The sequence below is a fragment of the Butyrivibrio sp. genome (assembly GCF_024699075.1).
Map to the genome: position 1 here is coordinate 13,133 of NZ_JAILQF010000306.1, position 24,622 is coordinate 37,754.

At 38.9% G+C, this 24,622-nt stretch carries 21 protein-coding genes and 1 tRNA gene; 4 read left to right on the top strand and 18 right to left on the bottom strand.

What is annotated here, in order from left to right; translation table 11 throughout:
- Positions 1 to 55 precede the first annotated feature (55 nt).
- The gene (locus tag K6G87_RS12265) at positions 56 to 439 is read left to right on the top strand and encodes a hypothetical protein (protein WP_296837657.1); all 384 of its coding nucleotides are present in this window, start codon (positions 56 to 58) and stop codon (positions 437 to 439) included.
- 92 nt (positions 440 to 531) lie between these two features.
- Here the strand turns inward: K6G87_RS12265 and K6G87_RS12270 are convergent, their stop codons facing one another.
- A complete protein-coding gene (locus K6G87_RS12270; RefSeq protein WP_296837659.1) occupies positions 532 to 1,893 on the bottom strand; it encodes an SPFH domain-containing protein in 1,362 nt (453 codons plus the stop codon).
- Between the two features lie 240 nt (positions 1,894 to 2,133).
- On the opposite strand from K6G87_RS12270, the gene K6G87_RS12275 reads away from it, so the two are divergent.
- Together K6G87_RS12275 and K6G87_RS12280 are read left to right on the top strand one after the other, a co-directional pair.
- On the top strand, positions 2,134 to 3,876 hold the full coding sequence (locus tag K6G87_RS12275; RefSeq protein ID WP_296837661.1) for a GGDEF domain-containing protein: 1,743 nt from the start codon (positions 2,134 to 2,136) through the stop codon (positions 3,874 to 3,876).
- A 53-nt stretch (positions 3,877 to 3,929) separates the two neighbouring features.
- Positions 3,930 to 5,297 carry an MATE family efflux transporter gene (locus K6G87_RS12280; protein ID WP_296837663.1) on the top strand — a complete coding sequence of 456 codons (1,368 nt, stop codon included), beginning with the start codon at positions 3,930 to 3,932 and terminating at the stop codon, positions 5,295 to 5,297.
- Positions 5,298 to 5,345: 48 nt separating this feature from the next.
- On the opposite strand, the gene K6G87_RS12285 is transcribed toward K6G87_RS12280, so the two are convergent.
- Positions 5,346 to 5,924 (bottom strand): ABC transporter ATP-binding protein, encoded by a 579-nt coding sequence (locus K6G87_RS12285; protein WP_296837667.1) that lies wholly within the window; start codon positions 5,922 to 5,924, stop codon positions 5,346 to 5,348.
- Between the two features lie 121 nt (positions 5,925 to 6,045).
- Positions 6,046 to 6,189 (bottom strand): hypothetical protein, encoded by a 144-nt coding sequence (locus K6G87_RS12290; RefSeq protein WP_296837670.1) that lies wholly within the window; start codon positions 6,187 to 6,189, stop codon positions 6,046 to 6,048.
- Positions 6,190 to 6,266: 77 nt separating this feature from the next.
- On the opposite strand from K6G87_RS12290, the gene K6G87_RS12295 reads away from it, so the two are divergent.
- Positions 6,267 to 6,350, top strand: a tRNA-Leu gene (locus K6G87_RS12295).
- Between the two features lie 66 nt (positions 6,351 to 6,416).
- Here K6G87_RS12295 and K6G87_RS12300 read toward each other — a convergent pair.
- The 15 genes from K6G87_RS12300 to rny form a co-directional block, all read right to left on the bottom strand.
- Positions 6,417 to 8,426: a serine/threonine-protein kinase gene (locus K6G87_RS12300; protein ID WP_296837672.1), complete on the bottom strand. Its 2,010-nt coding sequence runs from the start codon at positions 8,424 to 8,426 to the stop codon at positions 6,417 to 6,419.
- 32 nt (positions 8,427 to 8,458) lie between these two features.
- Positions 8,459 to 9,010, bottom strand: a complete 552-nt coding sequence (locus K6G87_RS12305; RefSeq protein ID WP_296837675.1) for an FHA domain-containing protein — start codon at positions 9,008 to 9,010, stop codon at positions 8,459 to 8,461.
- Between the two features lie 2 nt (positions 9,011 to 9,012).
- Complete coding sequence (locus K6G87_RS12310; protein ID WP_296837677.1) at positions 9,013 to 9,279, bottom strand: hypothetical protein; 267 nt, start codon at positions 9,277 to 9,279, stop codon at positions 9,013 to 9,015.
- Between the two features lie 16 nt (positions 9,280 to 9,295).
- Positions 9,296 to 9,499 (bottom strand): hypothetical protein, encoded by a 204-nt coding sequence (locus K6G87_RS12315; protein WP_296837679.1) that lies wholly within the window; start codon positions 9,497 to 9,499, stop codon positions 9,296 to 9,298.
- 23 nt (positions 9,500 to 9,522) lie between these two features.
- The gene (locus K6G87_RS12320) at positions 9,523 to 9,759 is read right to left on the bottom strand and encodes a hypothetical protein (protein WP_296837683.1); all 237 of its coding nucleotides are present in this window, start codon (positions 9,757 to 9,759) and stop codon (positions 9,523 to 9,525) included.
- Entirely contained in the window at positions 9,752 to 10,147 is a 396-nt protein-coding gene (locus K6G87_RS12325) for a hypothetical protein (protein WP_296837685.1), read from the bottom strand. Before K6G87_RS12325 ends, K6G87_RS12320 begins: the two co-directional genes overlap by 8 nt.
- An 8-nt stretch (positions 10,148 to 10,155) precedes the next feature.
- Positions 10,156 to 10,404 carry a hypothetical protein gene (locus K6G87_RS12330; protein WP_296837687.1) on the bottom strand — a complete coding sequence of 83 codons (249 nt, stop codon included), beginning with the start codon at positions 10,402 to 10,404 and terminating at the stop codon, positions 10,156 to 10,158.
- Positions 10,401 to 11,198, bottom strand: coding sequence for a hypothetical protein (locus K6G87_RS12335; protein ID WP_296837692.1), 798 nt, complete (start codon positions 11,196 to 11,198; stop codon positions 10,401 to 10,403). Before K6G87_RS12335 ends, K6G87_RS12330 begins: the two co-directional genes overlap by 4 nt.
- On the bottom strand, positions 11,179 to 11,901 hold the full coding sequence (locus tag K6G87_RS12340; RefSeq protein WP_296837695.1) for a LytR/AlgR family response regulator transcription factor: 723 nt from the start codon (positions 11,899 to 11,901) through the stop codon (positions 11,179 to 11,181). Before K6G87_RS12340 ends, K6G87_RS12335 begins: the two co-directional genes overlap by 20 nt.
- Before the next feature lie 54 nt (positions 11,902 to 11,955).
- Positions 11,956 to 16,701 carry an FtsK/SpoIIIE domain-containing protein gene (locus tag K6G87_RS12345; RefSeq protein ID WP_296837698.1) on the bottom strand — a complete coding sequence of 1,582 codons (4,746 nt, stop codon included), beginning with the start codon at positions 16,699 to 16,701 and terminating at the stop codon, positions 11,956 to 11,958.
- A 29-nt stretch (positions 16,702 to 16,730) separates the two neighbouring features.
- Positions 16,731 to 18,440: a GGDEF domain-containing phosphodiesterase gene (locus K6G87_RS12350; protein WP_296837700.1), complete on the bottom strand. Its 1,710-nt coding sequence runs from the start codon at positions 18,438 to 18,440 to the stop codon at positions 16,731 to 16,733.
- A 33-nt stretch (positions 18,441 to 18,473) separates the two neighbouring features.
- On the bottom strand, positions 18,474 to 20,117 hold the full coding sequence (locus K6G87_RS12355; protein ID WP_296837702.1) for a putative manganese-dependent inorganic diphosphatase: 1,644 nt from the start codon (positions 20,115 to 20,117) through the stop codon (positions 18,474 to 18,476).
- A gap of 260 nt (positions 20,118 to 20,377) precedes the next feature.
- Positions 20,378 to 22,072: an RsmB/NOP family class I SAM-dependent RNA methyltransferase gene (locus K6G87_RS12360; protein WP_296837704.1), complete on the bottom strand. Its 1,695-nt coding sequence runs from the start codon at positions 22,070 to 22,072 to the stop codon at positions 20,378 to 20,380.
- 59 nt (positions 22,073 to 22,131) lie between these two features.
- Positions 22,132 to 22,500: a metal-dependent transcriptional regulator gene (locus K6G87_RS12365; RefSeq protein WP_296837705.1), complete on the bottom strand. Its 369-nt coding sequence runs from the start codon at positions 22,498 to 22,500 to the stop codon at positions 22,132 to 22,134.
- 288 nt (positions 22,501 to 22,788) lie between these two features.
- The gene (gene rny, locus K6G87_RS12370; RefSeq protein ID WP_296837708.1) at positions 22,789 to 24,342 is read right to left on the bottom strand and encodes a ribonuclease Y; all 1,554 of its coding nucleotides are present in this window, start codon (positions 24,340 to 24,342) and stop codon (positions 22,789 to 22,791) included.
- Between the last annotated feature and the right edge of the window lie 280 nt (positions 24,343 to 24,622).

A 24,622-nucleotide genomic window follows, 5' to 3' on the forward strand; every position in this document is an offset into this window, starting at 1 on the left:
TAATTGAAGAAATGGCATAGAATAACTTTGAAAATACCTGAAAAGGAGGGTTAGCATGAAAACACATGATATTGTTAATGATTTTATCAATGAATTAAATGGTAAAGATGTTAAGCTCACCTACAGGTACCCTGATACGCTTATAGCAGAGTATCAGTCTGGATTTGACCTCTACGACGTTGATCCGGATTCTCTTGAGTATGCCGTAAAAAGCTCAGAAGTTGTATTTGGCAGTGAAGCAACTATCATAGTAAAGTTCAACTCTTTTGGCGAATTAACACCGGTACTGTCAGTAACTCATACTCTGTCAAAAGAAGATTTAAGTAGCAAAAAAGCTCTTACCAAAGATATTCAGATCATGAGTTCAAAGGCATATTCAATACTTGAAAAACTCAGAAGATTTGAAAAGATTGATTCCATGTGGAATGGAGAATATTAAATATTTTGTATAAGTACCGCTTCAATATGCGTGCAAAAAAGCCGGAGCTTAGCTCCGGCTTTTATTATCAGCACTATATCTTTACTGTCTTATTATTTTACGATGTCTTCATCACCAAATGGATCTCCGCACTCAGGGCAGAACTTTGGCGGATTTGAAGGATCTTCAGGTTCCCATCCGCACTTATCGCACTTGTATACGAGTGCTCCTTCAGGCTTCTTCTCTCCACATTCCTGACAGAATTTACCCTGATTGATTTTGCCGCACTTAGGGCATGTCCATCCGATCTGAACATCTTCAGGTTTCTTCTCTCCACAGTTCTGGCAGAATTTACCGGTGTTCTGAGTTCCACACTTAGCACATGTCCACGCATTGGCAGCCTTAGGCTGCATAGTAGCTGCGCCGAATCCGCCATCAGCTGCTGTATTATAGTTATTTGTAGGAACCTGGCCCTGCTGTCCCTGGAATGCATTCATAGTATTCATTCCGGCATTCTGAGCCATGTTCATTCCCATAAATCCCATCATTGCACCATTAGTATTCTTGGCAGCATCTCTCATTGCATCTGCGGTAGCTCCAACCATAGTAGCCTGAGCCATTCCGGGATCTCTGTTAACTGCTGATTTCTGGATGTCTTTGATCATCTTCTCATCTTCTTCAGAAGCTTTTACAGAAGATACACCAAATGATGCAATTTCTATACCACGCTGATTTCTCCACTTTGAAGAAAGCTCCTCATTAAGAGCCTGAGCTATTTCAGCTGTATGACCAGGAATTGCAGAATATCTTACGCCCATGCCTGAGATCTTTGCAAATGCAGGCTGAAGAGCTGTAAGAAGCTCTGACTTAAGCTGAGAGTCAATCTGTGATCTGTTATAATCACCGGCTACATTACCGCTTACATTAGTGTAGAACAAAATAGGATCGATGATCTTATAGCTGTACTCACCAAAGCACTTGATAGAGATATCTACATCAAGACCTACGTTCTGATCTACTACTCTGAAAGGAACAGCATTAGCTGTACCATATTTATTGCCCATGATCTCTTTAGTATTGAAATAGTATACTCTCTGATCCTTAGGAGCTTCACCTCCGAATGTAAATCTCTTACCTATACTTGCGAATGTTGCTCCGATAGAATCTCCAAGATTTCCAGAAAAGATTGATGGCTCTGTAGAAGCATCATATGTGAATTCACCAGGCTCTGCACAAAGCTCTGCAACCTTACCCTGATCTACGATTATCATACACTGGCCATCTGCTACGGCAATAACAGATCCAGATGTAATTATATTTTCATTACCTTTTGTATTAGAAGAACGTCCGGATACTCTCTTTTGTCCCTTAGTTACAAGAACATCGTTCGGAATAGACTCACAATAAAAATACTCTTTCCATGAATCGGCAAGAACACCACCAGCTGCCCCTGCTATAGCTTTAATAAGACCCATTAGAATTTCCTCCTTTAATTCCATGATAGCTACATATTGATACTTTGTCGCATCTGTATATCATTATAGCAAAGACATATATTTTTTTCATTAATAATTTCACTGACTTTTATGTATTTAATTTGAAAATACACAATAATTAGACTTATTTATTATTAGATATTTAAGCACTTCCTGATGGCATTATTTCAAAAATCAATTATAATTGAATATAGAAATGGATTTTGTCAGAGGTATTATATGAAAGAACTTGAGTACCATGAACTCTTAATAGCTAAAGCCAATCACAGAGTTGTATCAACTGATCCTAAAATGTATGCTTTTCTTGAAGAAGACGATCACTCTCCTATAGAAGATCGCATGCCTTATGATGATGCAGTAAGATTCAGAAGATTCGTAGCCTTAGAAGTAGAAGGATGGTTTGTAGTAAGACTTATCAAGGATGCAGAAGAAGTCTATTTTTATGCCCAGCTTAAAAATGATGATTCAGATGGATATTTTGTTCTTAGATTGATGGAGCTTTCCGCTCTTTTAAAGGAACATCACAAGCTTACCCAGAAAATAAGTTATAACGAAGCCATCTTCAAATTATTTGACTCAATTTTTTTCCTTTATGATGTCCACAGTGACACCATAAAGATTTTTGGTGCCGAAAGAAGTTTGCTCAAGAATGGAGAATATCCTCTGGAAGATTTTAAAAATATCATCCTCCAAAGAACTCCTGAAGATCAGAAATCCAAGATTCGTGACTTTTTTACTAAAATGCAGTCCAAAACAGGACGTTTTGAAACCAGTATAGATTCAGATATCCTGTCTTTAAATTCAAATGCCACAAAGACTGTTTTTAAAGGTGCTTCAGTATACAATAACCTGGTTGTTGATTATATAGCCGGACTTATCCAGCAGGAATATGACCATTCATCAAATCCAGAACACGCAAGGCTTTTTGATCCTCTTACAGGAATTGCCAACAAAAGTGACATTACATCTTTTGCCATGAGCAGAATTGCTGAACACCCAAATGAAGAAACTACTATCGCTATTGTCGATATAGATTTTTTCAAAAATGAAAATGACAGATACGGACACCAGTTTGGTGATGTTGTACTTCAAACAGTATCCCAGATACTTGTTGATGAAGTTGGTGATACAGGTGAAGTAGGACGTTTTGGCGGCGATGAATTCCTTATCGTTTTCACACAGATTACAAGTAAAGACGATTTAAGAGCAAGACTCAGAGGTTGTAAGAACTCTGTAAATTCAGCGTTTAGAGGTAAAGGCCCCACAGATACGACTTCTCTTACTCTTTCAATAGGAACTGCGACTTTTCCAAAAGATGCAAGCAATTATGATGATCTTTTTAGAATTGCTGACTACTGCCTTTATATGGCCAAATTCAAAGGCAGAAACAGATATATCATGTACGAAAAAGAAAGGCATGCTCCCGTAAACGAGATCCTTTCCAAAAATCTCATTGGATCTCAGCTTTCAAAAAGAGCTGATAAAAGTCCTGACGAGATGCTGATAGATATAATATATCAGCAAAAGCATGGTCTTCCGATCCCTGTTCAAACAGTGACAGATACATTTGCTTCTACCTGTAATATAGATAGTATCAAGATTTTCAAGGGTAATCCCAAAAAGCTTGTAATCTCATCAGGAGCCAAGGCATCCGAGGAGAATGATCTGTTGGATGATGAAAAGGCTGCTTTTATTGATAAATATGAAAACGAGCTTTTGCCCGATAAACAGTCCTTTTACATCTACAATCAGATACAAAGGATTGCTGATGAAGCCTCACCTTTCAAAGAATGGCTCAAAGAGCATAATATATTATCACTTATAGTGTTCAAATTCACGGATGTAACCGGAGATGACTGCATAATGCTTTTTGAATCTCTTGGTTTCAGAACCCAGTGGAACCAGCTTCATCTAAAATATTATCATCTTCTGGTTGATATTTTGAGCGAAGAAAATTTATAATGGTACATGTGTCTTGTTTATGACACATATATCATTATAAAGGAAGTACAATCATGGACAACAAAACACAAAACCCCTTAGGAAGTAAAAAGATATCAACGCTTCTTAAGGAATTCGCTATACCAAGCATCATAGCTATGCTTGTTAGTTCTCTATACAATGTAGTCGATCAGCTTTTTATAGGCCAGAAGATAGGCGAACTTGGTAATGCTGCTACCAATGTAGTATATCCGCTTGTTCCTGCCTGTATTGCGACCGCTCTTTTATTTGGTATCGGCGGAGCTTCTAATTTCAATCTTTCAATGGGACGCGGACAGAAGGATGGTGCTAAATACTTTATAGGAAATGCCGCTTTTATGGCATTTTTCATTGGAAGTATTATAGCTATATTCTCCGAAATCACTTGTTCTAACCTGTTAGTATTCTTTGGTGCTTCTATCAAAGTATATCCGCTTGCAGAAAGCTATTTAAGAGTAACAGCTATCGGCTTTCCATTCCTTATCTTCTCTTCATGTGCCACTCATCTTATAAGAGCTGACGGAAGTCCCAAGTATTCAATGAAGATGAACCTTGCAGGCGCAATAACCAACATTATCCTTGACTATGTATTCATCTTTATATTCGGATGGGGTATGTTCGGCGTTGGATTTGCAACTATAATAGGCCAGATCCTGTCTGCTGTTATGGGTGCTGCATATCTTAGAAAGTACAAGACTGTAAAGCTTGATATATCATCTTTTATCCCAAAAGGGGAAGTTGTTTTTAGGATAGCTTCACTCGGAGCAGCTAACTGCTTCAATCAGCTTGCTATGATGATCCTTGCTATAGTACTTAATAAGAGTCTGAACTACTACGGCGGTCTGTCACAGTATGGCACAGATATACCTCTTGCTGTATCAGGCGTATCTTTAAAATGTATGCAGATAATGATGGCTTTTGTAATCGGCCTTTCACAAGGTCTCCAGCCTATAGCAAGCTTTAACTACGGCGCACAAAAGTATGCAAGAGTTAAAGAAGCCCTGTTCGGTGCTTTAAAAGCAGGAGCTGTGATCAGTATTATCGGATTCCTTATCTTCCAGATATTCCCTTATCAGGTAATAGAAATGTTTGGTAAAGGATCAAAAGAATACTTTGAATTCGGTGTTAAATATATAAGAATTTACTATCTGTTCCTCTTTACATATTTCATACAGCCTATAGTTTCAAACTTCTTCTCTGCTATTGGCAAACCGGTAATGGGAATATTCCTGTCACTTACAAGACAGGTAATCTTCTTCCTGCCGCTACTGCTTATCCTTCCTTTATTCTTTGGAATAAACGGAATCCTTTATGCAGGAGCAGTAACAGATTTTATAGCTTCAACTGTATGTACGATAATAGGACTTAAAGAGATCACAAAGCCCAAATATTCCAGTAAATAATAATAGTAAAAAGTTCACTGCACAAAACTTTTGCAGTGAACTTTTTTATTACAGTCTAAAATTCTTGTATGCCTCAAGGCCTTCTGTTGTCCTTTGTGCATACACTATTCCCTTATGGCCTGCTGCCTCTTTTATAAAGGCTATAGCCTTATCTCTTTTTGAAGGAGTAAGTCCTCTGAAGGGTTCATCCATTATAAGCACATCAGAAGGAATACAACATGCCCTTACGATACATATACATCTTCTGACATCTTCAGGAAGCTTTATAACCGGTATTCCAAGATATTCCTCTCCGATCAGCGCCCTGAGCTCTTCTCCGGCCCTTCTTTCAGAATATCTGTTATTTACTAATACTATATTTTCTTCTGCAGTAAAATACTCGCAAAGTCTGTCTTCCTGAAATACAACGCCGGCATTAACCCTGTCGTACTTATAATCTCCAAGAAGTGATACACCTCCCTTATCGGGCTTTTTAAGGCCAAGTACTATATCTATAAGAGAAGACTTGCCGCTTCCCTCAGGCCCTGTCAATGCCCAGGTATCATCAGAGCTTATCTCCCAGGTTACGTTATCGAGTATGGTTTTACCATCTATATTTAAGGTTATATTCTTAGCTTCAATTGTCATTATTTATTATGTCCTTATTATCTGTTTTTTATCTTTTGATCTTTCAGTATTTACTTTTTTCTTTCCGTTTTGATCTTAAGATTATCTGTTCTTATGATCTTCTTGTATATCTTTTTCAGTTTTATCTGACATTGGTCTTATTATCTTCAAGCCTTTTTTTGTACATGCCGGGAAACATTGCCGGAAGATATATGTATTTTATTCTTGTCATAAAAGAAAGGTGATATATATCAGCCATCTCTATCATTTTGGGATCTACTTTCATGCTCTTTATCTCCTTATATAAGAAAATTTAATCTTGCGTGATATGCTCTAATATGCTATTATTATGGAGTTGCAAACGCCGGTGTGTCGGAATTGGCAGACGAGGCAGACTCAAAATCTGTTTGGGGCAACTCAGTGCGGGTTCAAGTCCCGCCACCGGCATTTTAAAGGAATTCACAGCTTTACTGCTTTGAATTCCTTTTTTGTTTTTCACGCTTTAATATCTGTCTAATAGAAAATATTAAAACTCCAGATCTTCCCCCATTCATAAGCCCAGGTAACTGAGTCATCTGCTTCTATCCTGGACTTTATATCTGTAAACTTTCTGACTTCATTTTCACCTATCTGAGCCTTCTCGCCATAGGCATAGTCTATATTCATCGTTACAGACATATTATCGAGTGCGTATTTTTCTTCACCTGTATATTTGTTGTAAGCTTGTGTCAAAGCATTGTCATCAACATCTGTCATTGTAATACTTATTCTTTTAAGACTATGATCCTCAGTATCTATATAAGCTGTAACAACAGCTTTGGGAACAAGACCATATGAATTTATAAAATTTTGTGGTATGTCCTCATAGATATTAAGCTCATCAAGTACTGATAATACAGATGATACGCTCATCTGAGTACTCATTTTATAGCAATAGCTACCATCTATCTTGGTCTTGTCTTCTGCTATCTGCATAGTCTCATTAAGACAGGATGCTTTTAAAAGCATTGGGATAATGTATGAGACATAGTTATTATCAAGCTCAAAAGAGGAAGATTTATTTTTGCCGAGCTTATATGTATTGCCCTTTAAATGATCCATGATCATATATGCCACATATCCATATCCTCTACTACTTGTATTCTTTACATACAGACAGTCGTCCTGACCTGACCACACTTCCACAGTCTCATCATTACTGTAAGCTGAAGGATAAGATGTAGTATAGGTATAGTACTTCCTGTAATTCACATTGGTCTTTATTGTCAGCTTTACTTTCTCTTCTTGAGCAAGATCCTGATTTACTTCTTCAATAAGATAAGCTGTAGTTATCCTCGTCTTATGGCTTGTATAAAGAAGCGCTGAGCTTAAACATACAATAAGAAATACAGCTGCTGCAATAAGTGCTATCAGCTTTTTTCTTTTGCCCTTCTTTATTGTATCTTCTTTCTTGTTGTCAAGATCAGGATTTAAACTAACCATTCCTGATATACCATCTAGTAAATTTAGCTTGATCCCATCTTCCGGATCTATGAACTGCTCAGGTTTGATAACGGGGACACGAAGCTCCATCTCATCTTCAAGCTGCTTCATTGATCTTGTTCTATATTTAGGATTTAATACAAGTCCATGCATAAGAGCATCTTCCTGTCCGCCAAGTATCACCGCTCCAAGTTTTGAAGGTCTTTCAAGCTTATCATTACCGGTTCTTTCATTGGCACTTACAGGATTAACTCCTGTTAGCATGTAATAGAAGGTCGCACAAAAAGAATATACGTCTGTCCAGGGTCCTGTCTTTACGCCTTTTTGATACTGTTCTATAGGAGAATAACCTTCTCTTAAGACCAGAATCTCATCATCATCATCACTACTACTGTCATAGCGGCTTGCAGAGCCAAAATCAAGGAGCTTGGCTCTTCCATCAGGAAGCACCATGATATTGGAAGGGCTGATATCACGATGAATAAGCCCCCTTTCGTGTATACGCTCAAGGACGCTTATAACAGGGCTTAACATCTTATAGCAGAACTCAAAATCCACATAAGGATTACGCTTTCTGAACTGCTCAAGAGTCATTCCCTCAAGATATTCCATAACTATATATACTGTATCGTTTTGATTGAATATATCACTGACTCTTACTACACCCGGGTTATCGGCAAAGTCTCCAAGTGTACGTGCTTCAAGAAGGCACTTGTCCTTTTCGTGATCATAGACAGATTTCTTAGACTGGTTGATCAGAACTATATTATCAGATACAGATGTATCTCTTGTCACAAGACGATCAGGATAATATTCCTTGATAGCAACCTTCATATCAAGGCGCAGATCACAACAGCTATAAGTTATGCCGAATCCGCCCTGACCAATAGCTGCTCCTATATAATATCTGTCCTGCAGAACCGTTCCGATCTGCAGCATATATTTCTCATTTTTTACCTGAACATCTTTTCCGCAAAAACCGCAATGGGCAAAGTCATCAGGTATCATTTCCTGACAATACGGACATCTGATACTCCCCAATTATGCCATCCTCCACTTGCTGCTAAAATATCTCAAGCAAATTTAATACTTAGTCTGATATTCCCCACAATTAATTCTGTTCCAGAATAGATAGCAGCACTCTCTTCTATCTTCTGACCATTTACAATAATGGGATTAGTTCTGCTCTTATTCTCGATATAAGTCTTACTTCCGGAAGGATAGATACGACAATGAACACTTGAAACAGTATCATCATAATCAAGACATACCTGATTGCTCTTATCATAACCTATATTAATTCCGGCGTCTGTCAAAGGCATTTCAAATTTAATTTCAGGTCTGTCCATATCATCTATCCAGACCTTTCCTGGTGAATCAAAAAGAAGGATCGTATCTCCTGACTCTCTGTCACCAAGATCTACAAACTTTGTACGATGAACGTTATCACCGTTATCTTTATTATTACCGGTACTGTTTTTGGGTACACTTGTCTTTTCTGCTTTCTTATTACCGCTTTCTGCAGAATTATTTTTTATATAAACAAGAAGTACGATTATGAAAGCTATAAGAAGTACGATTATAGCAATCAATACATACCAGTATTTTTGAACCATTTCTATCATTTTCAGATCCTTTCGCTTTTAGAAAGAAGATATCTCATCTGTTCTGCAAGCTTAACTGTTTTATCAAGATCGTCTTTCAGGGCGTCTGCAATAACATTTTCCTTAATACGGAACATGTCAGCTTCTTCGCCCTTCCATGAATCAAAAGTTTTCTCATCACTATCCTGAATTACATATAGTACATCCTTTTTAATGGCATCGGCAAGTTCTTCGATCTTCAATGCCTTATCTTTAAGTACTTCAGGAGTTATAGACTTATTATCAATCATCAAAACACCTCTATCATCAGTCTAAAAGATCAGAATCAAATACTTCTGTCTTTGTGGTTGCATTAGCAGTTTCAGGAAAGTGCTCAGCATAATCCTGCGCATCATCAATGATATCTGCAAAGATTTCCTGATGCACCTTGGAGCTTTCGCTTCTCCAATAACCATTCATGTTCTTAACTGTATTCTTTAACTCTTCTATCTCTTTTTTCATATTGCTCATAGTATGTCACTTCCTTAATGCATTTACTCTACACTTATAGCAGCAATAACATCACGAACTTCGTTCTGCATTCTTTTGTAATTGTCAGCAGCAAAACGCACACAGCGGCTATATTCCTCAAGGCCATTTACAACGTTGTCACCCTGTTCTTTCAAGCCCTCTGGTTCATCACTTCTTAAGTTACGGATTCTTGTAAGATGCTCTGAAACAGACTGTGAATCACGTACGAGCTGATCTATATCCACTTCTATTCTACTCATTTGTGTCTCCTCCTATTTTCTGAAGATTGTCACCACGAACAACTCGCTCATAGGAAGAACGAAGAGGTTCAAGATCATTGAGAATTCCAAGTTCTCTTCCTTTGATGATAAAGCCTGTTCCGTCTGAATGATCAGTTATAAGCTTCTCACCATCTTCATATATTCTTGATATACTGTGAAGTGCCATGCCTGTCTGTCTTATCATAAGGATATCCTTAATAAGACAAGCATTGATCTCACGTGCATTTGTACATATATCATCTAGTCCATCATAGGCTTCGAGCTCCTTGATAAGTCTCTGAAGCTCAAGTGATCTTTCTTCCAGCTTCTTGCAGATCTTCACTCTGCTGTCAGCTGCTTCTTTTAAGACGTCTGTATCTACTCTCATATCTACTCCTAAAATAACAGCAAGCGCTCTGCGCTGCGTACCCCCTGCTCAGATAATGTTTTGTTTTTAGCTAAAATTGCATTCTGAGTCACCGAACATAGCATCAGATCTTCATCATCGCCAAGCATCTCGCACTGTTCCTTCTGACACAATATATCCTTGATCTCTGTTATAAGTTCAAAGACACTTTTAGTCTCATCAAGACTAAACTGATAATGTCTGTCCAGTGATACAACCTGTAAATCAACAAGTATCATATATTTGCCCACATCTTTTCGTAAGCCGGCCATACTTCCATTTCTGCGCTATCAGAGAGTATGTCTCCTGCCGGGCACTCTATTACCCATTCAGAGAATCTTCCACGAAGTACCATGCTGTTCTTGGTCATGACACCATCGCTTCCTCTCATGTATGACATTGCAAATACAGGAGTAAGCCCCGAGCTCTTACCTGCATCTTCCATCCATGTTCCAAGGTCAGATACTTCCATTCTTCTGACTGCCTTTAAGTTCTCGCGTTCTATATCTTCAGGATCAAGAGCTTTGATATACTCATTGCTTGCTTCTTCTGTTGCAGGAACATTCTCCTCAAGATCAAATGTGTATTTGATCCAGTCTTCAAATCCATCCTTGTCAAAAGAAGTAACTCTTATCCTGTCTTTTCTGTGACCATCTTCTTCTATAAGTGTGACTCCATCTTCAGAACAGTATATAAATTTCTGATCGATCTCTTTATCATACGGTACGAGAAGGAGCACTCTTTCAGCTGATACAAGCGGCTTCATAAATTCCATCGCATCATCTGATGGATGTATATCATCTACCTGCATCGCTGCTTCTCTTTTACTCTCATCAAGCACATCTTCATTAACAGGCACTTCAAGAAGTCCATCTTTGGCAAGTCTGAATGCGCTTCCGAGAATCTGAAGGTCATCTACTTCATTAGCTTTAGGCAGAGCCAGAGAACATATTCTGTCTTTTTTGGCTGATAAAAGAAGTACAGAAAGATCCAGTCTGCTCATGATATATATGTTATTCATTCTTAATTCCATACTCTTTTATCTCCCTCTTATATGTCCTTGAAACTGGTATTGTGTCGCCATTTTTCATTATGATATAATTTTCAGCTACTTTAATGCGATCTACATGAAGCATGTTAACTACATAGCTTCTGTGGCATCTCATAAAGTACTTGGGGAGTTTCAGCATAAGGTCATCAAGAGTACCATACATACTTACTTCCTGATTCTTCATCCTTATATATACCTTCTTCTCCCTCGTCTCCATATAATCAATGAGATCCAGCTCAATATACTTCTGAGAATTACCCGAAAGGATAGTGATCATCTTATCCTTGCTGTTTTTAATTCTTTCATGTATAAGCTCAAAAGACTCTTCAAGCACTTTGGACAGTCCCTCTTTTTCCAAAGGTTTGATCCAAAGAGCATCAGGAGCTATACCTGCTCTTACATAAAGCATTGGGTTCATTCTTCCCGAAGCAAAGAGAAAAAGAAAAGCTGTAGGATTAGCCTTTCTGATATTAAGAAGCTCATTTCCCGCCTCTTTGATCGAAGCATCCCATGCAATAATGTCATGCTTTGCAATATCTTCAATCCTTTGAAGTGCCTCATCAAGGTATTCTGTATAGCAGTAGTCCCAATAATCATCCGTATACTTTGCAGCATAAGAAGGGATAAGCGCTTTTAACATACGCGTTTCTAATCTGCTTTCCATTAATGAAAGATAATAAATCATTTTCACCTCATTTATTATTTACATATTAAATAAGAATAACTATTAATTCCAGTATCATACAAGAGGAATAGCAACCTGTACTGATCCTTTATCACTATTTGATGATGTGATACCGCTTCCCGGCTTACCTGCAGCTGTAAGTTTCCTGTAAGGAATACCATCAAATCTCAATATACTCTGTGAATCAGCCATACCTCCAAGGTGTATACCATTTCTATAAGAAACATATGTTTCATATACAGAAAGACCTGCTGCATCAATCTTCTTCTCATCGTCATAAGTTGCGAAGAAATAAATGTTGAGAAGGTTTCCTTTTTCAAACAGGTTGGTCATGGCACCTGCAAGATTATGCGTAACTCCTTCGGCACTATGCAGCATCTGGGCAAAGCTTACAAGGTCATCTATAAATACAAATACAGGTCCGCCCATATTCCTGATATCGCTAAGTATCTCTTCATCATTCATACCCTGAGCCTTAAGTTTGGTTTTCACGGCATTTCTTTCCTTAAATACAGGAATAATACCGGATAACCATTCAACAGCCCCATCTACGTCAGACACATAAGCAAAGTCCATATCAGCAGCATCTGCTTTAAGCTCATTTCTTCCACTTGTTTCAAATACGGTCACTTCCAAAGGGCTAAGCTTAAGCGCTGTTCTTTCAAGAACTCGTATAAGGTTGGTCTTACCGCTTCTGGGTCTTCCACTTATAAGGTACAGATATGTCGTATCAAGGTCAATACTCTCAATACGTGCACTTGTAATATTATAACCGATAGGAAGCAATCCTGCACCTAAATTTGACAATGCTTCATTGAACAGTGTCCATGTTGGCTTATCCGGAATATAAGGAATAGCCACTGCTTTAGGCCCATCATAGTTTTGAGTCTGCTTCTTAAGAGTTTCTCTTATGCGCTCAGATCTTGTAAGCTCGTCACCATCTGTGGCAAGTGCCGTCTGGAATTCAAGCGTATGGCCTGATGATAATATAAGACCTCTTCCTGCAACTGAGCTTTGAGGTGTGATCTCAATCTGTGATGTTCTAAGAACATCCATATAGCCCACTTTATCAGGCATCTGCAGACAGAAGATATTTCTGATACTATCTGACATTCTTCCAGGGATATCTCTTATACCAAATCCGCTTCCGGATATAAGAAGATATATTCCAACAGCTGCACATTCTCTTGCTATCTGCAGAAGAGCATCATCATATGCTCCTTCTGTCTTCTCTCTAAAAGAAGCTATATCGTCAATTGCCAGAATGATAGCAGGATCCTTAAAGCCTTTTTCTAATCTTACTGCATCAAAGCCGGCGCCTGCATATTCCTTTCTTCTCCTTGCAATCTCATCCTGAATCATGCAGATAAGATTAGGAATCCTCTGCGTATCAGAATCATATACAACACCACCTGTATGAGCATCCTGTTCGAATATTTCAAACATTCTGCCACCAAAGTCCAGAATATAAGCATTTAGCTTTGACGGATCATAACTTTGATAGAGTGAATAGATTACCGTCTGCATAAATGTACTTCTGCCACTTAATGTCATACCACAAACTGCTGTATTACCGCCTCTTGAAAAGTTAATGATAAGAGGCATCTGATACTGATTAACAGGATCATCTATAAGACCTGCATAAGTCTTATAATCAGCACTTCTTGAAAAATGTGGCCATCTGCCATCCTTATAGGATGTATCATCATATCCATCAAGATCTTTGAGGCAAAGATGTGAAGGAAGTTCAGGAAGCCACAATGGAGTATTGCTGTGAAGATCAAGCTCTCTTGCAGTTTCTATGATATGCTCAATGACGCATTCTATCTGAGTCTTTTCTTTTCTTTGAGGAAGTCTTATATTCTCCGTCTCTGATCTTTCGATGATCCTGTCAGCAAGAAGATCTCCATCATTTATAAGCTCAGGCTCATTTTGAAGTATCTCATCACGAAGTCTTGCAAAGTTATTGTAGAGCACATCTTCATAAGCAGTTCCGCTTAAAGACTCTTCATCCCTTACAAGACCCAGTATAAACTCATGTCTAAGAGCAGCCTTACGGCGGCTTTCAAGATAGTTACCAATAAGGCCTTCACGTCCGGTATTGGTAAGAAGTCTTGCCGTTATCTTATGATTACTTCCATCTTTATCATAAGCCTGACCTGTATAGCCAGACTGGAACTCTTTATAAAGCTCATCACTTCCAACCTGAAGTATGGCTCTTCCAGTACTTGAAAGAAAGGCCGCATCGTTTTTGTGGAGCATCTCGATACTGTCTTTCTGGTCCTGAACACGAAGACATATTCTGAACTTTGAGTTACTCCAGATATTATCATCAACCGTTCCGGAAGGTTTTTGCGTAGCAAGAATAAGGTGTACGCCAAGGCTTCGGCCTATCTGGGCAACACTTATAAGCTCACGCATAAAGTCAGGTTCCTCAACTTTAAGCTGTGCAAATTCATCAATGATTATGAGAAGATGCGGAAGCGGAACCTTAGTCTCTCCGTTCTTGTAAAGTCTTGTATATGCATCAATATTATTAACACCGCTCTCTATAAAAAGGCGCTGTCTTCTGCGGTTCTCACTCTTAATAGCGACCATTGCACGGCGTACCAAAGGTCCTGACAGATTGGATATCTGTCCGGCAACATGTGGAAGCTTTGCAAAGGCATTGCCCATTCCGCCTCCCTTATAATCAATAAGGAAAAAGGCTATGTCTTCAGGGCTGTATTCTACAGAAAGCGAAAGTATAAATGTCTGAAGAAGTTCAGACTTACCACTACCTGTAGTTCCAGCAATAAGTCCATGTGGTCCGTGATACTTCTCATGAAGATCCAGTATGCATGGACGTGCACCTGCTATCTGACCTATGCAGCCTCTTATGCCTTCATAAGTACGGTTTCTGCGCCATCTGTCCTCTATATTAAGATCTTCAGGACCAGATACCCCATACATATCAAAGAAGCTGACTTCATCAGGGATCTCTCCACCGCCGCCTTCATTGTCTACAACAACCGTAGAAAGAGTTCCCGAAAGCTCGTATAGGATTTCAGGACTGATACTGTCAAATTCAATCTCTATACCACTACTCTTACCTTCACGGATGTAATACATTCCCTTGTAATTATTATCATTTTCAATGACAAGGTTGCAGGCATTAGGAAGATCAGCCACATCATCAGCCATAAGTAGTGTAGTTACGAACGGAGCATTTTCATGATCAAAGAGATACTTGGTTATAAGCTCTCCCTCAAGAAGCGACTGATCCTCTACTATGATCACATAATGAGGATGGTCCTTATCAGGATACTTGGAATACTCTCTAAATACTGAAGTAAGGTCATAGCATACATCACTTACTTCTTCCTGTTCGAATGCAATATATCTTCTCTTTCTATCCTCAGACCATACATGAGGAAACCATAGTCCAAATGACCATGAATCATTATTACCGGAAATCTCATTAGCTGTAAGGAAAGCAAGCTTAACATCTGTATAACAGTTCTGGGTTGTGATCTGCGCTATAAGATCATAAACGATCTGATAAGAACCTCTCTTACCATTTCCACCAACTATACCAATAAGATTCTCACTGGCAAGATCAACACATACCGGAACATTATCAAGCATCTTGTATTTCTTGGATATTTCAAGACATCTCTTATCAAGCTCATCATCATAAAAGACATTATTGCTTTCAGACAGTTCCACCTTCATCTGAAGTGGAATAGTACCCTTACCTACTCTGTGATACAGAAAATCCTTGTGAGATGTATTCCTGCTCCAAAGATTATCAGGAAGTCCCTTTCTGCAATCGCTGACTTCCTGTGCGCTTGGATATCTGTCATTAAGGATCTTTCTGTTCTTCTCTCTGCTTGATGCAATCTTATTTTCCATCACATCAAGATAATCCGCATAGTCACTGCGGATGCGCTTTATCTCTTTAGAAAATCCCGTATGCGGGATAAATGAATCATTAGCAATAATATGAGCCTTATACGGAAGATGTTTAAGAACTATCTCTTCTGCAAAAAGCCTGTCCATGTTACGAGGAGGTCTGTGATAGATCACCTTATTATTATCAGGTCCTACAAAAGAATCTCTTTCCTGCGGTCTTTTGATGCATTCTTCATCATCGTTTTTCTTACCTTCAATCTTAGAAAGCTTGTCCGAAAGCCGTGCATGGGAAGTCTGATCTATAGCAAGAACATCTCCTGCATAGACCATATAAAGTCCCCATATATTGATCCTGTCGCCGAACATAAGCTTTCTTGAACCATGTATAGCGATATCATTAATAAAGGTTCCATTAGTACTTTTATCCGTAAGAATCCAACCCTTTTCATTTGTATCTGCTTCCATGACTGCATGGAGCGATGATATAACTTCTCTTTCTGACAAAAGAAAAGAATACCTTATATCAGATTCCTCGCCGCTTCCAATAGAAAGCTTAACTATATCGCTAAGATCATACTTCTTGTAAGCTATAAACGGTTTTTCTTTCTCTCTTACCATTACAGCCAGACGTTCACCATATCTTGTACGCAAAGAAAGGCTATCGCCCTCTTTTAAGGCGTAGCCATCATAATTATCTATCTGACATAACGGAAGTTTAAGCTGATTGACCTCATTTGAATACAAGAATCTCCAGCTTCCGCCTATATTATCCAAAAGAACTGCTACATCTTCCTCTATGCGGAATTTCCTGCTCTCTATACGAAGAGCCAGCCTCCTGTTAGTACCTGCCGGAAGTACAAATTCCTTAAAAGCGCTTTTGGAATAAATCGTGATAACTATACTCATAATAGTTCCTGCATATTTAATAATATGTTTTAGACTTTATTTCTTTTCTGTCCCCATGTGACCTCATAACGGCCTCTGTCGAGAACCTCGCTAAAGTCATCATAGCAAAGGGGCTTATCAAAAAGAAATCCCTGCGCGCTACTACATCCAAGCCTTAAAAGGAAATCAACCTGATCGCTGTTGTCAACTCCTTCAGTGATAACATGAAGTCTTAAAAGACGAGCCATGGCAACAACTGAGCCTACAATAGCCTCATCTTCTCTTGTAAGTACTTTTCTATCAATAAAGGATTTGTCTATCTTAATCTCATTTACCGGATATTCACGTATTACAGATAAAGAAGAATAACCCGTACCAAAATCATCTATAGATGTGGAAATATCACTGTCTTTCATCTGCTGAAGGAAGGATATAAGCCTTTCCTGCTCATCGGAATAAGCTGTCTCCGTCACTTCTACGATAATCTCATCTTTATTAATTCCATACTTTTCAATAATATTAGTAATAATAGATGCAATGTTAGGTATTTCCAGATCTCTCTTTGAAAAATTAACAGAGATAGGAACCACGCTCTTGCCCGCTCTCTTCCTCAAAGCAAGCATGCGGCAAACCTGTCTTAATATATAGAAATCAAGCTCGCTTATTCTTGTAGACTTCTCAAGTATAGGAACAAAGCAATCAGGAGAAAGCATAGTTCCGCCATAATTCCATCTTACAAGTGCTTCAGCCCCTATTATCTCGCCGGTCTCAAGATTAACCTTAGGCTGATAATAAGTCATGATATCACCATTGTTGATCGCATTTGTAAGTCCGTCATATATCTGTCTGTCAAAAAATATTTCATCCAATATCTCAGGAGTAAGCCATACTACATTTCTGCGCTTTCTTCTTGCATAATTAAGTGCAGCTTCCGGCTGGCTTATTACTTCTCCAAGGTGATGGATCTTTCTTTCCTCAAGATCAAATACACCGATGGTAGATTTAATGGTTACAGGAATCTTCCTATCCTTGTATCTGCCATAAGTCTCTATAGATTTAATCTGATTAAGGAAATATTCTGCTCTTTCTTTTTTAATGAGTGCAACGAAATTATCTCCGCCAAGATGACCTATTTCCTCATCACACACAGTTCTCTTCTTAAGCTCTCTGGCATAACGTTTAAGGATAGTATCAACTTCTTTTTCATCGAACTCATAATTAAGAAGTCCAAAACCTCTGAGATTGAAACAAAAAGCTGTATAGTCATCGAAAGAGTTCTTATTGATATGCTCTCTTACTTTGGCCATATAACCTTTCTGATTAGGAAGAGCTGTTATCTTCTGAGTTACAAAAGCTTTATCAAGAGCTTTACCTATGTACATTCTGTCAGTGTGAAAATACATTTCGTTGACAAAGTCCCTTAAAGTATCTGCTTCCTCGTCTGTAAAATGTCCATCCTCTGCTGTTGATGTACATAAAAAAGTTATTCTCTTATCAGCAGGTCCGTATGAAAACTCAAGCTGATAATCAGCAAGCCTTGCTTCCTTGTCCTTTACAAATATAGGATATGACAGATCCTTTTTCTCAAGAACATTATTATCATCACTTGGTATAGCTAAAACTTCTAATACTACTTTCCCCAATGGCAACTGCTTTGACACAAGGTCAAAAGCTTCCTGCGCTATTTTGATTGAATTATTACTCTTCAACAAAACATCACTGAACTCTTGCAGTGTTTTGTTGCTCACTACTTTTTCCACAATTATTCCTTTCCCATAAGCTTCCCAGTATTATTACCCTTCAAGGGTATCAACAATTGTCGGAAGGAACTGCTTCTTACGGGATACGACGCCTTGAAGAAATGCTCCTTTATTTCTTGTTTCTACTGAAAATCCATTTTCTATTATACTTTCTGCGCCATTTCCTGCAAAAACAACATCAGATGATTCCTTCAAGATGTTTGTAAGCAGGAAGAAAATCATATCAATTCCGTCCGCCTTAAGTGTATTATCTAGCTCAGAAACAACTTTTTCTTTGATCTCGGCAAGTTCCTCGGCACTCATCGAATTGATCTGTCCGATACCGATTGTCTTATTATCAACAGTGAACTTCTTGAAATCCTGGTGTATGATCTCGGGAGCTGTCTTGGATCCAAGATTGCTTCCTGCATGGAACATCTCCATTGCAAAATCTTCCGCATCAACACCTGCGATCCTGGCAAGCTCTGCACCTGCATCTCTGTCTATCTGGGTACAAGTAGGACTTCTGTACATCAGAGTATCAGAAAGGATTGCAGCCATTAGAAGGCCTGCTGTCTGGGCGTCAACTTCAACCTGATTCTCTTTGTACATAAGATATACAATAGTTGATGTAGATCCCAGAGGCTGATTTCTAAAGAAAACAGGTGATGAAGTTGATATGGTTCCAAGCCTGTGATGATCTATGATCTCCAAAAGCTCTGCAGATTCTATACCATGTACAGCCTGATTCTTCTCATTGTGATCGACAAGTATAAGCTGTTTCTTCCTTGCACCAAGGAAGTTACGACGAGAAATCATTCCGACGTATTTATCGTCTTCATCAAGCACAGGGAAATAGCGGTGACGCTCCTGAGCCATAACTTCCTGAATATCTTCTATATAGTCATCCATATGGAAGGAAACAAGTCCTTCACTCTTCATAAAGTGCTCTATAGGCATACTACTGTTTACAAGCCTTGATGCTGTATAAGTATCATGAGGAGTAGTAATAATACGGCAGTTATGAGCAACTGCCTGCCTTTGAATAGTCTGTGCAACTTCTGCTCCGTCACATACGATAATACAGTCTGCATCCATTTCAAGAGCACAAAGCTGAGTCTCATAACGGTTACCCAGAATTACAACATCGCCTGAATTGATGATATTCTCCATTACTTCAGGGCTTGCAGCTGCAACTACTACTTTTCCTTTTTCAACTTTGCCATCTTCTTCACCGACTATCATCTTACCATCAAGTGTCTTTACAATATTTCTGTATGAAGTATGTGCACTTGAAAGGATATCTGACTCATATACGTCCATATATGATGTAACGATATCATTGGTAGTGATAATACCCTGAAGCTGATCATCTTTGGTAACACATACGGTAACAACTCCTGCATTACGCATGATCTCCCATGCATCCTTCAAAGAAGTGTTTCCGCTTGTACCTTCAAGATTTCTGATCTCAAGATCTTTGACCTGAGTTCTTACATCTGTCAGCATCTGCGGCTTATCAACTCCAAACCTGTCAAGAACATAACTGGTCTCTTCATTAAGATGACCTGCTCTTCTTGGTTCGTAAGCTCTGCCTGTTACTATTGTTTTAAGCCTTGCGTAAGCAATGGCTGCACATACACTGTCTGTGTCCGGGTTCTTATGACCGACAACAAATACAGGACGTTCTTCTTTCATAATTATAACCTCATGCTTCGAATCTTCGATTAAATAATACATCTAAACACGAAATCAAGTTAATGGCTTAATATCTTAAGCCACATATTCAGACTCATTATAACACACTAACGTGTCAATGCCATTTATAAAAAAGTTGAAGATTTGTGTGGTATTTTTATACAAATTTACTAGCTTTCATATTTAGATGAAAGTGAATCTGACACTGTCAGATTCTTGCGTGCGATTTCAAATTTTGACCGCAAGTAGATATTTATTGTCTAATCTGCATAATTGATCCTGAGCCCCTTTGGATAATGATTCTTGAGCCTTCTTCCATCACTTTTGGCCCATCCGATACTGCATCCGTCTGCCGTTATCAGATACCAGCCATTTTCAAGATCAGCATTTAATGTAAGGCCTGTAGTAAAGTCTTTTATTTCCTTACTAAGGCTTGGATAATCCTTACTTCTTATCACATCTTCCTGTCTTAAAAACAGAGCGAGCGAATGTGATGGCTCAAATCTGTCTTTTTTCATACTTCCAAGATGAAGACCTGGGCGCATGACCTTAAGTCTGTCAGTTGATGGCATATAAAAAGGTGCCAGATATACATTTTCTCCAAATGTAAATAAAGTTCCGCAAAGCCTGTTTCTGCCTGTATCTGTCAGCACTTCATCAGAAAAGTCTTCCCAAAGCTTTCCTGCCATATCAAGGCCAGAACCTTTTAGCGCCGTCTTTGAAGCTTTTCCAAGATTCTTATCCATAGCTCTTCTGTCCTTGGCTTTAAGCTTCTTTTTATTTTCTCTTAACTCTTTTTTGGAAGAAGTCTTGGAAGGTTCATCCACATGGTCATTCATGCCATCTTCGTACCTTTCAGTTCCTATCCTTATACCTCTTTGGAAGCCGCCGGGACAATAGGTTATGGGTAATACTTCAGAATTATCTTCTTTGCCAGTATTTTCTTTATCAGGATCTTCTTTACCAGTATCTTTCCTTTCAAGGACTGAAAGGAAATGTCCCTCTCCTTTCAGATGGTGCGGCCAGAGCCTTATACAGTCAGAAAGCTGTGACATAAGATCATTATCTGCATCACCTAAACTATTACAAGTAGCATCTTTACTTAAACCATAAGTTTTTTCATCAGCGCTGTTAATAAGTGCCCATGCAGGATTGCCCTTATCCATTCCTTCAAAAAGAGGAACCTTACAGACCTTGAATTCAGGATGTCTTAATAGGAACCTGTAGATAGTGCCTTCATCTTCATCCGGCGCAAACGTACAGGTAGAATACACAATCCTTCCTGAAGGTGTCAGCATAGCTGCAGCATTATCCAGTATTCCATCCTGCCTGTCAGCGCAAAGCCTTACATTTTCAGGTGACCAGTTGGTAACAGCATCTTCATTTTTCCTGAACATACCCTCGCCTGAACATGGTGCATCAATGAGGATCTTATCAAACCAGCCCTCGAACCTTGCCGAAAGATTTTCAGGCGTCTCATTAAGGACCATAGCATTTGAAATGCCCATCCTCTCAACGTTTTCAGAAAGAATTTTGGCTCTTCCAGGGTTGATCTCATTAGTAACAAGTACGCCTTTTCCCTGCATTCTTCCTGCAATCTGCGTGCTTTTACCACCTGGAGCTGCACACAAGTCAAGTACTCTTTCTCCGGGCTTTGGGTCCAGATATGCAACAGGTGACATTGCACTTGGCTCCTGAATGTAGTAAAGGCCAGCCATGTGCAAGGGATGCTTGCCAGGTTCATCTGTGTCTTTATATACAAAGCCGTTTTCTTCCCATAATATTTTATCTGTTGTAAAAGGAATCTTTTGTAAAGCCTCCTTACTTCCGCCCTCAAGCTTGAGGGGATTTATGCGAAGTGCTTTACTTCTTTCGCATTCAAAAGAGGCCAGAAACGCATCGCATTCCTGGCCAAGCATTGATTTCATTCTGTTTATGAACTTACTTGGAAGCATGTATATCCTTCCGCAAATAAGCCTTGTATTACCATTTTAATCATAAAATGCGCAAATGCTTATTTACTATTTTCCTTAATGTATTTCTTAATACCTGCAAAAGTGTTCGGACTTATAATATGTTCTATTCTGCAAGCATCTGTTTCTGCTGTCTCTTCATCTACCCCTGCAGTAAGCATGAGAAATTTTGTAAGGTTAGTATGTCTGTCATATACACTTTTGGCCTTTTCCAAACCAAGTTTTGTAAGAACAAGTTCACCGTCTTCTTCTACGGTCAGGTATCCATTCTCTTTGAGAATACCTACTGCTCTTGAAACACTCGGTCTTGAAAAGTTAAGTTCATTAGCCACATCAACAGAACGCACACTCCCATTTCTTTTCTTTAAAATATAAATGGTTTCAAGATAATCTTCACCAGATTCGTGCATTAATAATGCCTCCTGTCTTTTTAAATATGTGAATAAATCAACAAAATTATGTTAGCATATACTAACCATCTTCACAATAGCATAGCAGCTATTTATTCTAAAACATTTATAAACTAAGCACAACATTTTTTGTTAAACTCGCAAACGCTTTGCTTTTTACTCATTATAAAATGAAGAAATTTTGGATTGTATCAAAAGCTTGATCCTATTAATTCAAAAAGAGCCGAAATAAATTCGACTCTTTTGTTGATTTCATTATTAATTTTTAGGTTTGCAACTTCGCAAGTATTATTTTGCGAAATCTGTTGCTCTGCTCTCGCGGATGACATTAACCTTGATCTGTCCGGGATATTCCATCTCAGCTTCTATCTTCTGAGATATATCATGTGCCAGGATAACCATATCTGAATCAGTAACCTGATCCGGAACAACCATAACACGAACTTCACGTCCAGCCTGGATAGCATAAGAGCTTTCAACGCCCTTAAAGCTGTTGGTAATATCTTCCAGCTGTTTAAGTCTGGTTGTGTATGTCTCCAATGTCTCTCTTCTAGCACCTGGACGAGCTGCAGAAATAGCATCTGCTGCCTGAACCAGAACTGCAATAAGAGACTGAGGTTCTACATCACCATGATGTGCTTCGACAGCATTGATGATCAGAGCTGACTCCTTGTACTTGCGACAGATATCTGCACCCAGTTGTATGTGTGATCCTTCCATTTCATGGTCAACGGCTTTACCGATATCATGAAGAAGACCCGCTCTCTTGGCTATACGTATGTCAAGGCCAAGTTCACCTGCCATAAGGCCACATAACTGAGATACTTCAATCGAGTGTTTAAGAACATTCTGCCCATAACTTGTACGGAATTTAAGTCTTCCAAGAAGTTTGATAATTTCAGGGTGAAGTCCATGAACTCCAGCTTCCATTGATGCTGCTTCGCCTTCTTCTTTGATCTGAGTAGCAACTTCTTTCTTGGCTTTCTCGACCATTTCCTCAATTCTTGCAGGATGGATACGACCATCTACGATGAGTTTCTCAAGAGCGACTCTTGCAACCTCTCGACGGATAGGATCGAAACCGGATATTACGACAGCTTCAGGTGTATCATCTATGATAAGATCAACACCAGTCATAGTCTCGAGAGTACGAATATTACGTCCCTCTCTTCCGATAATACGTCCCTTCATTTCGTCACTAGGAAGCTGAACAACTGAAATAGTAGATTCAGAGACATGATCTGCAGCGCATCTTTGGATGGCTCCTATCACAATCTCCTTGGCCCTCTTATCAGCTTCTTCTTTAGCCTCGGCTTCGATGTTCTTGATCATGACTGCCGACTCATGCTTAACATCATCTTCAACGATCTTGAGCAAATACTCTTTTGCCTGATCAGCTGTAAGTCCTGAGATCTTCTCAAGTTCCTTACGTCTCTCCTCATCAAGCTTCTGAATCTCCGCGGTCTTCTTAGTAAGATTCTCTTCGCGGGCACTCAGGCTCTGCTCTCTTCTCTCAATCGCCTCTGATCTCTTCTCGACATTCTCCTCTTTCTGCTGTATACGTCTCTCAGAGCGCTGGATTTCAGCTCTGCGATCACGAACTTCTTTTTCCAGGTCATTCTTAGTCTTCAGGGACTCTTCTTTAGCCTCAAGGAGTTTTTCACGTTTCGTATCTTCTGCAGATTTGAGGGCATCGTCAATGATCTTTCTTGCTCTTTCTTCAGCACTTCCGATTTTTGCCGCATCATTTTTCTTATGATTGGCATTGTTGACATTAACGGTAATGATGATAGAAAGTGCAGCTACTACTACTGATATAATAACCACCGTAGTAATACTCATTACAGGAGCACCTCCTTATTCAGTTTTCATTGTACAATATTTTGTATATCATGCCCAAAATCAGCATTTGTTTATACAATTTTACAACACTTTTAGTTTACGCCTGTAATGGTTCTCTGTCAAGGTAGGAATAACGTCAAGAGGCATCAGCAGTACTATTTTCATCCTCTACATCACTCTCTTCATTCATAAGACTTACATTTGAAGATTCTTCTTCATCATCTGTAAGACTCATGTTCTCAGAGTTTTCTCCAGCATCTGTACTGCTTACTTTCTCAGA